Origin of the sequence: Shewanella olleyana (assembly GCF_023283825.1) — a bacterium.
Lineage (GTDB): Bacteria > Pseudomonadota > Gammaproteobacteria > Enterobacterales > Shewanellaceae > Shewanella > Shewanella olleyana.
In genome coordinates this window covers 1-12,654 of record NZ_JAKILD010000050.1, presented here as the reverse complement: position 1 = coordinate 12,654, position 12,654 = coordinate 1, and the positions used below count along the sequence as shown (strand labels likewise).

9 protein-coding genes, 1 tRNA gene and 1 rRNA gene are annotated in these 12,654 nt (G+C 42.0%); 5 read left to right on the top strand and 6 right to left on the bottom strand.

Annotated elements, in window-relative coordinates; genetic code table 11:
• Positions 1 to 487: 487 nt before the first annotated feature.
• Positions 488 to 1,644, bottom strand: a protein-coding gene (locus L2735_RS19545) for an IS3 family transposase (protein ID WP_248986263.1) whose coding sequence is annotated in 2 segments (ribosomal slippage) — positions 488 to 1,389 and positions 1,389 to 1,644 — 1,158 coding nt in all. Because the reading frame shifts where the segments join, the coding sequence is not laid out codon by codon here.
• A 314-nt stretch (positions 1,645 to 1,958) separates the two neighbouring features.
• Positions 1,959 to 2,522, bottom strand: a complete 564-nt coding sequence (locus tag L2735_RS19540; RefSeq protein WP_248986262.1) for a NapC/NirT family cytochrome c — start codon at positions 2,520 to 2,522, stop codon at positions 1,959 to 1,961.
• Positions 2,523 to 3,279: 757 nt separating this feature from the next.
• On the opposite strand from L2735_RS19540, the gene L2735_RS19535 reads away from it, so the two are divergent.
• The 4 genes from L2735_RS19535 (at position 3,280) to L2735_RS19520 (ending at position 9,336) form a co-directional block, all read left to right on the top strand.
• The gene (locus L2735_RS19535) at positions 3,280 to 3,690 is read left to right on the top strand and encodes a hypothetical protein (RefSeq protein WP_248986261.1); all 411 of its coding nucleotides are present in this window, start codon (positions 3,280 to 3,282) and stop codon (positions 3,688 to 3,690) included.
• A 112-nt stretch (positions 3,691 to 3,802) separates the two neighbouring features.
• Complete coding sequence (locus L2735_RS19530) at positions 3,803 to 4,453, top strand: heavy metal-binding domain-containing protein (protein WP_248986260.1); 651 nt, start codon at positions 3,803 to 3,805, stop codon at positions 4,451 to 4,453.
• Between the two features lie 23 nt (positions 4,454 to 4,476).
• Positions 4,477 to 6,180, top strand: a complete 1,704-nt coding sequence (locus tag L2735_RS19525) for an efflux RND transporter periplasmic adaptor subunit (RefSeq protein ID WP_248986259.1) — start codon at positions 4,477 to 4,479, stop codon at positions 6,178 to 6,180.
• A 12-nt stretch (positions 6,181 to 6,192) separates the two neighbouring features.
• On the top strand, positions 6,193 to 9,336 hold the full coding sequence (locus L2735_RS19520) for an efflux RND transporter permease subunit (RefSeq protein ID WP_248986258.1): 3,144 nt from the start codon (positions 6,193 to 6,195) through the stop codon (positions 9,334 to 9,336).
• A 106-nt stretch (positions 9,337 to 9,442) separates the two neighbouring features.
• On the opposite strand, the gene L2735_RS19515 is transcribed toward L2735_RS19520, so the two are convergent.
• Positions 9,443 to 9,709, bottom strand: coding sequence for a CorA family divalent cation transporter (locus tag L2735_RS19515; RefSeq protein WP_248986257.1), 267 nt, complete (start codon positions 9,707 to 9,709; stop codon positions 9,443 to 9,445).
• Between the two features lie 119 nt (positions 9,710 to 9,828).
• Positions 9,829 to 10,617, bottom strand: a complete 789-nt coding sequence (locus tag L2735_RS19510; RefSeq protein WP_248986256.1) for a VOC family protein — start codon at positions 10,615 to 10,617, stop codon at positions 9,829 to 9,831.
• Positions 10,618 to 11,360: 743 nt separating this feature from the next.
• On the opposite strand from L2735_RS19510, the gene L2735_RS20230 reads away from it, so the two are divergent.
• Positions 11,361 to 11,498, top strand: coding sequence for a winged helix-turn-helix domain-containing protein (locus L2735_RS20230; RefSeq protein WP_428848340.1), 138 nt, complete (start codon positions 11,361 to 11,363; stop codon positions 11,496 to 11,498).
• Between the two features lie 766 nt (positions 11,499 to 12,264).
• Here L2735_RS20230 and L2735_RS19505 read toward each other — a convergent pair.
• Together L2735_RS19505 and rrf are read right to left on the bottom strand one after the other, a co-directional pair.
• Positions 12,265 to 12,341 (bottom strand) — tRNA-Asp (locus L2735_RS19505).
• Positions 12,342 to 12,450: 109 nt separating this feature from the next.
• Positions 12,451 to 12,566 (bottom strand): 5S ribosomal RNA (rrf, locus tag L2735_RS19500).
• Positions 12,567 to 12,654: the final 88 nt, after the last annotated feature.

The following is a 12,654-nucleotide window of genomic DNA, read 5'->3' as shown; positions in this document are numbered from 1 at the left end:
TGGTCAGGGATGCGTATTCTACGCTTTCCCTCGTTGGCGTCAAGTGTTTTTTCAAACTTCTTTTTGCCGTTAATTTGAAGTGGTTAAAACCCTCTCAAATCAACCTGACTCTGTGTTTCGCTATTGCGCTCTGCCGTGTCAGTGGATGCGCATTATAGGCAAATCCTGAAACACCGCAAGGGCTTTTTTCAATTAATTTAAGTTTTATTAAACAAATCTATTTAGCAACAAGATACACATAAGTTATCCCCAGATTTACTCACATATCCCGTTATTTAAGCCGCTTAACTGCTTTCAAACAATCTTAATTCTGCAAATACCACCTTAAATTACTCGACCATATTCTTACTAATAAGCACGCACTATCGATTAATTTCCAATAGGACTTAAAATTTCACGCTTAAATACTTTCACTAAGACGCAAGCAAGCCTCCAGCAGCTATCTGATGTGGTCAAGTAAATCTGTACACAGCTAGGGGAGTTATTATCATGCTGCCATTTCAGCTGCCATTTCAGCTGCCGTTGGGGTCATATAATTATTGTAGCTATGTCCACGTTTTGTATTGTAATGTTTCAATATATAGTTCAGTACATCACGCTTTGCTTCATCAAAGTGTTGATACCCGTTTTTTGGCATCCATTCTGTTTTATAACTTCTAAAAAAACGCTCCATTACGGCATTATCCCAGCCATTCCCTCGACGACTCATGCTCTGATTGATTTGATATTTCCACAGCATTTGTCGATATTGGAGACTACTGTAGTGACAACCTTGGTCGGAATGAAATAACAGACCTTTAGGCCGCCCACGACTTTCAAAAGCCATTCTTAAAGCGGCGCACGTCAAATCTGTATTCGGGCTATCAGAACATGCCCAGCCCACTATCTTTCTGGCATACAAATCCATCACTACCGCTAAATACAGCCATTTTGTTCCTGACCAAATATAGGTGACATCGCCACACCAAACCTGGTTTTTAGCTTTTACATTAAACTGCCTTTTAAGTAGGTTAGGCGCAATTTTTGACTCACTTTTCGCTATTTTATATCGATGTTTTCTGAGCTGAGTACTCACAAGACCCGCATGCTTCATCAAACTCGCCGCTTTATAGCGACCGATATTCTCGCCTTGCTGATTTAATTGTCCAGCAATGGTTCTTGCACCCGCAGCGCCTCGACTATCGCGATGTATCTCCACTGCTTGCTGGCATAATCGCTGATACTCTGGATTAACAACCACGCGATGTTTTAGGTGATAGTGATAGCTACTTCGTGGCACTTCAAACAACTGACATAGCTGCTTAACAATGCTTTGCTCTCTTGATAATGACGCTATTAACGCTATCGTTTGATGTTGTCTTGCATTAAGAGAGCGGTAGCCTTTTTTAGGGTGTCTTTCTCCCACTCAATCTTCTTAATCCTGGCTTCTAGCTCTTGGATTTTTCTCTGCTCAGCTGTCATCGCACTCGCTGTTGGCGTGATGCCTTCAAATTCTTCTGATAATTGCTTTACCCAACGCCTAATGGCTGTTGGGCCAACACCAGTAGCTTCGCATGCTTCACGTACAGAGTAGCCTTGCTTTATCACAAGGTTAGCCGCATCAATTTTAAATTCTGTTGAGTAAGTAGGTTGAGTATTCATCATTTTTACACCAATTTATCTTAAAGGGAGTTTACCCCATATCGGTGTACAGATTCATTAAGCCACAATATTCTTCAGGCCATCACTCCTGATTCACTCTTTATCGCGAGGGGCAACTTACTTTTTAGGGTAAAGGGTGAGCAACACCTTTATGACAATCTGCACAAGCATTTCTGTTTGAAATAATAATCGCTTACTTGCTTTGCTTGTGAATTCACAACACCAAATCATAGCCATAAAAAAACCTCGCCGGAGCGAGGTTTTCTTACATCTTCGGGTCATCACTCCCGATTCACTCTCTATTGCGAGTGAGCGACTTACTTTTTAGGGTAAGGGTGAGCAACACCTTTATGACAATCTACACAAGTCTTTCTCTTGTCGCCTTCTTGCTTAGCATTGCGCTCATGCATTCTTTTAGCCATTTTCTTCATATCTTCTGGTTGATTTTCATAGATACGAGTATGACAGTGTTGACAGTTAGCAGAATCATTCGCTTGGAAGTATTTAAGCGCTATGTCAGCCTGTTCTTTACGGTTTTCATCTAACCAAGCTTGGGTGTTGAAACCATCGATAGTTACGAAACCGTATAAATCTTTTGATACAATAATTTTCTTGACCAAGTAGTCAACAGGACCATGTGGAAGGTGACAATCTTGACATTGAACAGTAATACCAGCGCTACCATTGCCATGTGCTGACGCCAATACTTCATCTTTCAATGAGTGGTTACTGTGACAGCTCATACAGAACTCATCTGAACTAGTCGCATGTAAGGTTTGTTGTGTAGCGAAGTAGCCTACTACACCCATAACCACACCGACTATAATCAGTGCGATAATTGAATATTTTGCGCTTGGTTTAAAAAGTGCACGCCAGTTCATCGGTCATCTCCAGTAAAATTTTTTAATTTATAATTCTTAAACTCTAAAATATAATTTTTAAATTCTAAAAATAGTAATTGTATTCTAAGTTGTTTTAGCCTTAAAAAAACGATTCAAAGGCATGTTTTGATTAATAAGTTACCAAAACATGCTCAAAATGAGAGCTAGATCTAATAACCACAATATTAGTGACTCAAACCAACCTACTTAAACCTAATACAAGCCGAGCATATTCGCAAAGATTCTTTAACAAAGTCGTTAAAGTTAATAAAAATGACATAGAAAAATAAAGTAGCCAACTATCACTAACTTAACCAACCTGCGTTTGTAAGTTACATTCTATCCGTAGCGATTTTACTCGTAACATGTTAACGAGCTAGCAATGCCATCTTTATTGTTAAAACTCTAATTATGTTATTCCCAGTTTCACATATTTACAGCAACATAATTAATGCATAGTTAATTTACCCATTGAATTATGGTTTGATGCACTGAAGTTGAACTAATCAAATTTAGTGATAGCTAAAATAAAATGAGAGGCTGATTAAGAATATTATGTAATAATAAAATGAAATTATTTGCTAATATCATTTTATTCACTGAATTAGTTCATAAGTACTATTCATATCTACCATTGCGAGTGGCATAGCTCACTGTTTTAGTGAAAGAAATCATACAAAGTAAAAACGTGAACTTTATCAACACATCAGGTTAGAACTATTGCTAAACTCAGTGCAGCTTTTTAATTGGAACATTCATGCTTAATAAACTTCGTCATTCATTCATAGTGTTTACACTGCTCACATTGTTGAGTCAGGTGATGCTCACTAATGGATCTTTGATGATAAGTAATGCTAATGCCCATGAAGCTCCAATGAAAAGTATGCAAGTCGAAAAAAGTCACCACAAAACCAATGAAGCCACTAATAGTGACTGTTGCGATACAGCACAGGCACAGCAGCTAGCTATTGAATCAGCAAACTGTTGTGAAGGTAAAACCAGCTGTGAGCTCGATTGTAATCATTGTCTAGTGATAACTGTAACAGGTACGTTGTTAAGCTTTTCACCTTGGCCAGGTAACAACATATCCGACGTTGCAATGGCTACTCCAATGCCTCATTTCCACTCTATCTCTTTGCTGCAAGATTTAAGACCTCCAATAGCCTAATTCGCTTCGTTTTAGCCCTATTTTAATCTTTATATTTACGCAAATAATTGTGCCGTTTCTCTATTGTGTTATTGCGCACTAGAGTCGGCCATCTTTACGATGGAGTTACGTTATGAAAACCTTTATTAGTATGGTATTAACTACCTTTCTGTTTTTTACATTGTCTCCTGCGATTTCTGCACACGAGCATAACCATGGCCATGAAATGCATCAGAGTTCATTAACTCAAACAGATGTAGAACATGCCTGCCCTATGCACAAAGATGTCACAGGTAAAAAAGGCGATTCTTGTCCTAAATGCGGCATGTTTCTAGAGCAAACAAAGTCTCATGGCAAATGTTGTGACAACTGCCCAAACAAGGTTGAGTCAAAAGGCAAGTGGTGTGACAACTGCCCAAACAAGACAGAGTCAAAAGGCAAGTGCTGCGATAACTGCCCAAATAAGGCTGAATCAAAAGGCAAATGCTGTGATAACTGCCCAAACAAGGCTGAGTCAAAAGGCAAATGCTGCGATAACTGCCCAAATAAAGCAGAGTCAAAAGGCAAATGTTGTGACAACTGCCCAAACAAGGCTGAATCAAAAGGCAAATGCTGTGATAACTGCCCAAATAAGACAAATAAAGCACATAGTCATGAGTCTGCTCACACCCATGCATGCCCAATGAATCCTGCTATAACAGGTAAAGCTGGGGACACATGCCCAAAATGTGGAATGGACTTACAGCCAATCGCTAAGCAAACAACAGATCATCAGCATCACTAAGAATTAAAGTGGAGATAGGCATTATGAGTATATTCATATTTTCTGCATTCAGGAATTATGCTGTTTGTGCTTTAAGTTTGATGTTAATGACAGCACCGCAATTTGGGCAAGCCCATGAGGCTCACTCAACGACTGACACAAGATCATCAGTACAAGTTAATAAAGACAAGTACGTCTGCCCAATGCACCCTGAAGAAACCAGCCATGAACCTGGTCGTTGCTCACAGTGCAATATGTTCTTAGTCAAAGAAGAGGAAGAAGAAGCTCAAGCTGATACTGTAAAATCAGCTGACCAAGCCACATATTTCTGCCCAATGCATCCTGAAGAAACCAGCCATGAACCTGGTCGTTGCTCACAGTGCAATATGTTCTTAGTTAAGGAAGAAGAGGAAGAAACCACTTCCGATGAACATGTTGGTCATAGTCATACTGATCATAGCCATGCTGTGGCACATACTGACGATAAATCAGAGACTCAAACAAAAGCTGAACAAGTGCTTAGTCAGCCTAAACCTGCATTATTAACCGCTACACAAGCGAATGATGAAGGCAATATAAAATACGTTTGTCCAATGCATCCCCATGTCATTTCAGATGAAGCAGGCACTTGCCCAATTTGTGGGATGGATCTTGAAAAAGTCTCTATGGGCGCAGGAGCGGGCGAAGAAATAGTCGTGGGCGTCTCAGGCGGAATGCAACAAGCACTGGGGATGCGCAGCGAGCAAGTCACTGAAGGTACGCTTTGGAAGCTAGTGCGCACCATAGGCACCGTCGAATACAATGAAAACCGTATCGGTCACGCTCATACCCGCGTGGATGGCTGGCTTGAAACTTTAATGGTGCACAATGTTGGCCAAAAAGTGAAGAAAGGTCAACTACTCTACGAGCTTTACTCACCTGAGCTGATCACCGCCCAAGATGATTACATGCAAGCTGTGGACTACCTTAAGCAAGATAAAAACCGCGGCGCGAGTTTACTGCGTAAAGCGCGTATGCGCCTTGAATTGTTAGGCGTCAGCAATAGCACCATTAAGCAACTTGAACGAACTGGTGAAACCATTTACCGCGTCCCTTATTACGCAGACCAAGACGGGTTTGTCAGTAAGCTATCTGTGCGTCACGGCATGTTTGTAGAGCCTGGTACCACCTTATTTGAAATCGTCGATTTAAAAAGTGTCTGGGTCATTGCAGATGTGTTTGAAAACGAACAAAGCTGGCTTGAGTTAGGTCGACCTGTTGAAGTCAGTTCAGCCGCTCAAGGTATCTTCGATTTAGAATCGACTATCGATTACATCTACCCTGAACTCGACCCTGTGTCGAAAGCTATGCGTGTGCGTATCAAGCTCGATAACCCAGGTAAGCTACTAAAACCCGGCACATTAGTGGATGTAAAATTGTTCGGAGGCCCAAAGCGCGGAGTATTATCGATCCCAACTGAAGCCTTAATCCAAACGGGTCGAGAAAATCGAGTCGTTGTGCAGCGTTACGACAATAGCTTTACCTCTGTGGCGGTTAAAGTTGGCATGATAGCCCAAGGTAAAGCCGAGATTATTGATGGACTAGCTGAAGGAGAAAAGGTCATTGTCTCGGGGCAATTCTTGCTCGATTCAGAAGCCAGTATTCAAGGTAGCTTGCAGCGTTTAAGCGGCAGCAATACTGACTCAGGTTCTGGATCAGGTTCTGGCTCAACTGCCGAACCCAAGCCTGATGCTCATGCACATCACTAATCGGAGGAAGCTATGTTAGAAAAAATTATCAGCGCCTCCATTAGACAAAGGGCAATGGTGTTAGTGCTTACTGCGGTGATTGCGTTAATTGGCTATCAAGCGATGCGAATGACGCCACTGGACGCTTTGCCGGACTTATCTGATGTGCAGGTTATTGTAAAAACATCTTACCCTGGTCAAGCGCCGCAATTAGTCGAAGATCAGATAACCTACCCGTTATCTACCGCAATGCTCGCCGTACCTGGGGCGAAAACCGTGCGTGGCTTTTCCATGTTCGGTGACTCTTACGTCTATATTATTTTTGAAGATGGCACCGACATTTATTGGGCTCGTTCGCGGGTATTAGAGTACTTATCGCAAACCCAAGGCCAGCTACCTGACAATGTCACTCCAACATTGGGGCCAGATGCATCAGGGGTTGGTTGGGTGTTTCAATATGCGTTAGTTGACCGTAAAGGCCAACACGACCTCGCCCAGCTCCGTTCACTACAAGACTGGTTTTTAAAGTTAGAGCTGCAAAGTGTGTCTGGAGTATCAGAAGTCGCCACTATTGGTGGCATGGAGCAGTCTTATCAAATCATTGTCGATCCGCACAAGCTGGCCTTGTATCAGATTGATTTAATGACGGTTAAAAACGCTCTCGATAATTCAAATAGCTCTACCGGCGGCTCAGTCATTGAAATGGCGGAAGCTGAATACATGATTACCTCCACAGGTTATCGCCAAACCTTGGCTGACTTTAGAGAGATCCCGCTAGGCATAGTATCGGAATCAGGTATTCCGGTATTAATGAAAGATGTCGCTCAACTCAGAACAGGTCCAACAGCCAGACGAGGTATTGCAGAGCTTGACGGTCAAGGTGAAGTAGTGGGCGGAATCGTTGTGATGCGCTATGGCGAAAATGCCTTAAGCACCATCAATAACGTCAAACAAAAACTGCAAGAAGTTGAGAATGGCTTACCTGATGGGGTTGAGTTGGTGATCACTTACGATCGCTCTGAGCTGATCTTAAACTCGGTCGATAACCTCAAAAATAAAGTGCTAGAAGAGATGATGGTAGTGGGTATTATCTGCCTTATCTTCTTGCTTCATGCACGCTCAACCTTAGTGGCGATTATTTCATTGCCAATTTCTATTCTGATCAGTTTTATTGCAATGAACATAATTGGCGTCAATGCCAATATTATGAGCTTAGGGGGTATTGCAATCGCCATAGGCGCGGTAGTTGATGCAGCCATTGTAATTGTGGAAAACACCCATAAACACCTAGAGCATTATCGGCAGCAGCATAATGGCGAAACACCTAAAGGTGAAGCCCATTGGGAGCTAGTGCGTAAGGCTTCGATTGAAGTCGGCCCCGCGCTGTTTTTCAGTTTGCTGATTATTACCTTAAGCTTTGTGCCCGTGTTTGCATTGGAAGCGCAAGAAGGTCGTTTATTCCACCCGCTCGCCTTCACTAAAACCTTTGCGATGGCGGCCAGTGCGATACTTGCCATCACCTTAATTCCGGTTTTATTGGGCTATTTTGTTCGCGGTAAAATCCCCGATGAAAAGAAAAACCCACTTAGTAGGCTATTAATCGCTATATATGAACCAATACTTAGATTAGTGCTGCGTTTTCCTAAATTCACCATTCTATTAGCCATTCTCGCCCTTGGTAGTGCGATATACCCAATGACTAAAATGGGCAGTGAATTCATGCCGGAACTTGAAGAAGGTGACCTACTCTACATGCCGACCACTCTGCCAAGTGTGAGTGCTGGTAAGGCGGCTGAGATTTTGCAGCAAACCGATAGGTTAATTAAAACCGTACCTGAAGTGAAACGGGTATTTGGTAAAGTTGGCCGTGCTATGACAGCGACCGATCCTGCGCCGCTTACCATGCTAGAAACCACCATCATGCTTAATCCTCGTGACACCTGGCGCGAAGGCATGACGCTAGAAGGGATCATTGCTGAACTGCAAAAAACCGTCAAAGTACCGGGCATGACTAACGCTTGGGTGCAGCCGATTAAAACTCGCATTGATATGCTTTCGACAGGCGTGCGAACACCTGTGGGGATTAAGATTTCCGGTGCAAATATTGATGAACTTCAACGAATAGGCACTGAAATTGAAGCTGTAGTCAGTCAATTACCTGGTACTCAATCGGCTTTTGCCCAGCGTACCAGTGGTGGTCGTTATATTGATATCGAGCCAAACCTTAAAAGTGCAGCGCGATACGGTATGACCCTTAAAGACATACAGGATGTGGTGCAAATGGCTATTGGCGGTATGCAAGTAGGTCAGTCTATTCAAGGTCAAGAACGCTATCCGATTAATATTCGTTATCCACGAGAGTTACGCGACAGCATCGAAAAGCTCAGAGACTTACCCGTGCTAACTAAAACAGGGAAGTACTTACCCCTTGGCAATTTAGCCACCATTACCATTAGTGACGGTGCACCTATGCTGGCCAGTGAAAATGGTCGCTTAATTAGCTGGGTATTTGCCGATTTAGATAACATCTCAATTGGCGAGTATATTGATAGCGCTCGGGCAGCCCTTGATAAGCAAATCCAATTGCCCGCACGTTACAGCTACACCTTTGCGGGGCAATATGAATATATGGAGCGAGTTGAAGCTAAAATGGAGCTGGTTATTCCATTGATGCTAGCAGTGATCTTCATGTTATTGATGATGACCTTTAGCTCCTTTACTCAAGCATCTGTCATCATGCTGAGCCTACCTTTTTCATTGGTGGGGAGTGCGTGGTTGTTGTACTTACTCGACTTCAATTTCTCAGTTGCGGTATCGGTTGGGATGATTGCGCTAGCGGGTGTTGCTGCTGAATTTGGTGTGGTTATGCAGGTCTATTTAAATAACAGCATTAAAGACAGGCAAGCTCAGGGACAATACAATCAACGCAGTGACTTACGCGAAGCATTAATTCATGGCGCAGTGATGCGGATCCGCCCTAAAGCGATGACTGTCGCCACTATTTTCTTTGGATTACTACCTATTATGTGGGGCAGTGGTACAGGTAATGAAGTGATGCAGAAAATTGCCGCGCCTATGGTCGGTGGTATGGTAACTGCGCCGCTACTGTCATTGTTTGTCATTCCAGCTATCTACTTGCTGATATATGGCAGGAAACTGCCAAAGTCCCAGAGTTAAACAATAACGTTAACTGATAACAATTAGCGAATAAGCAAATACTAAAAAGGGCGCCCTAGGCGCCTTTTTTACAGGTATTCTTACTATCACTAGCTACTGCTTTCCACTAAGATTCACCATTCTCAACTTGTTGCTTAAGCTTGGCAAGTTGGAACATTTTCGTCAGTCCCCACAACATAATCACCCCGCCTACACCTAACATAGCAAAATGGACATTGGAGTTATCTAACATCGGCATAGTTTCAATACCAAAACCTGCAAATATCCCGTATAAACCCGCAGCCACTAATAGCGTTCCAGGGAAATCGATCACTGCCACCATGGTCATTTTCTTTTGAATATCAGCTAATTTTTGTTGTTTTGTATGCTGCATACTGCTTCCTTGAGCTTGGTTGATTAGAGGTGAAGCTTTGCCTTCTTGATAAACAAAAGTGATAAGCAAAGCTTACTTAAGCTAACAAACCCTTAGCCTTGGTTAAAGCATATTCTCTTTTAGCAATCAGTAACATTCAGTTTAATGATTGAAAATGTTCCACCTTGAGGATCATCAATCACCGCAAAACGTCCCACATCAGGTATATCAGTCGGTGGCACACAAATTTTGCCCCCAAGCTCATCAGCTTTAGCCGCCATCGCATCGCAATCATCAACGCTAAAATACAACATCCAATGGGAAGGAGTATCACCAAATTCTTCAGTCATTTCCATCATGCCGCCTACAGCCTGCTGAGCCACCATCCATTGGGTATACTCGGCAACACCCACTTCCGACATGTCCACCGTTTCAGTGTCAAAGCCTAAGACTTGGCAATAAAAATTTTTAGAAATCGAGGCGTTGCGGCACATGTACTCGACCCAACATAAGGTATTGGGCTCAAAAGAACGTTTAATTCCTACATGCTCAATGGCTTGCCAAATAGAAAAACGTGCTCCTTCAGGATCATGACACACGGCCATTCTGCCTGAATCTCCCACTTCGTGCGGGCCTGCAATAATTTCACCGCCAGCATGTTTGATGACCTTTACTGTTTCATCGACATTATCAACAGCAAAATACAGCTCCCAGTGAGTTGGCTGCGATGCCATCTCTTTGGGCATTTGATACATGGCGCCGATATCATCACCATCAATTTGTAGCATGGTGTAATGACCTTCCGGCATGGGCATATCATCGGCGTGCCATTGGAATAATGCTTGATAAAAACCTTTAGCAGAAAACCAGTCGTGACTTGCCAGCTCTACCCAGCAAGGTTGGCCCTGAGCATATTGAGACACTTTCATATTTACTTGTCCTTGTAATAGTATGTAGAAAGTCACCGATTAAAGGTTGATTTTCAATTATTACTTGTAGAAGCTAACTTATATTTAATTTAGAAGCTTACCTTATATTTAAGACCTTTATTAATCTGTTGTCGAGGGGTAGAAGACTCTTTAATCTATAGAATATATGGCCAGCCTTTCTAAAGTATTTTAGGACGATTAAGTCGTTTCCCACATAAATGACATTAGGGAACAGCAATATGGGCTCAATCTTAAAAATCACCCATTAAATTCTAGACACGAAAAGCCAGTTACGTGAGCAACCGGCTATCTGCTCTACTAAAAGAGTAATTGAGCACTTGATGCAGGCCCTTTTTCACATGGACGTATAACCAAACTATCATTATTTTAAAAATTAGGTCTCACTTACGCCAATTTTGATTAAAGTCGGATCTAATTCCGATGTGGTTTTATTATTTTATTTTTATGGTACCCACGTTCTTATTTAAACAAGCAAGAGAGAATGTTATTAAGAAAATTTAGTTACTTGCCATTGCGACATTTCTACAAATAAATAATCACTCAAAGGTTGCAAGGAGTTTAAATGTCAGTCGTCGGAGTGTTAATGATTGAGCCTCAAAATACCTAAACCACGGTTTGGCCGGTCGGTACCCAAGCCTAGGGAAGATAAGTCAAATAACACCATAGCAGTAAAGAGCTATGTGTGAATTTATAGATTATGCTGCGACTTCTACAAGCGGTGGATGTTTACTGCAGAGGATGTTCAAAGGTTTGTATTTAATGAATACGGTGTATCCTATAGTTACTCACATTTCTATTGGTTATTAGATAAACTAGGGTTTAGCAGGATAACTAGCCTTTCCAAACATCCTAAACAATAAAAAAATCAAAAAAACTTTTAAAAATAAAAAAATCAAGCGTTTGGAGTCCTTCCGAATGATGCTCCATTTGAACGGGTTTATATGGTTCCAAGATGAAGTAAGATTTAGAATACAACTACTAGATTATGGGCACCGAAACGCTTAAGACCAAAAACGGTATGGTAGCAATAATTTGAATTCGCTTATCTATTTGACGCGGTTTGCTCCGCAACAGAAGTACGAAGATCTGGTATCACCTTTTCTTAATCAAAATGCGATGAAAAAATTCTAAAAATACCTGCAGCAACTGCGAAGATAGTTTGCACTTTCCATAATTCACCTTCAAGGTGGCCATAAAAAAATGGCAGTAACTAGTTTGGAAATCTTTGAATATTGAAACTTCCACTTTATTCCCTGCATTAGACCCTATAGAGCAAGTGTTGTAATGATAAGGTCAGCATTGCTTAGCAAATAGGAGTTTTACAGATTATAACTATATCGTTGATAGCTGCTTCAGTGCATGAAATTAGTTCATAGAATGTAAAGCTAAGGTCAAACTGCCGTGCCAAAGAGATTTAGGTCGTCTAGGAAGACTTCAATCTTCTTGAACAATAAGTGATTGGGCTTTCGTCATTGTGTTTGTGGGTGAGTACACGATAGCCGTGAGCTTACCAACGCGTAGCTGGGGCGGACTATTTTTATAAAAGTCCGCGACACCACAACAAATACATAAATATTACAGACACGAAAAAGCCCTAACACATAGTGTTAGGGCTTATCGTAATGTTGGCGGAGCGGACGGGACTCGAACCCGCGACCCCCGGCGTGACAGGCCGGTATTCTAACCAACTGAACTACCGCTCCTTTAGCAAAATGCTTACGCGAAATGCTAAATGCTTTTTAAGTCGCTAACTTGTCAGGGTTAGGAGACTTGCTTTATCGTAATAAAGCGACTCTTTCGAGTCAATTAGGCGCTTGGCAATGACCTACTTTCACATGGGGAGACCCCACACTATCATCGGCGCTATTGCGTTTCACTACTGAGTTCGGGATGGGATCAGGTGGGACCACAATGCTATTGTCACCAAGCAAATTCGGTTGTTAATCGCTGTCGCAATTAACGAAATTCGGAAAGCTGTTGTTCTTTGAGTTTTCGAGTACATGGATGTACTTGATG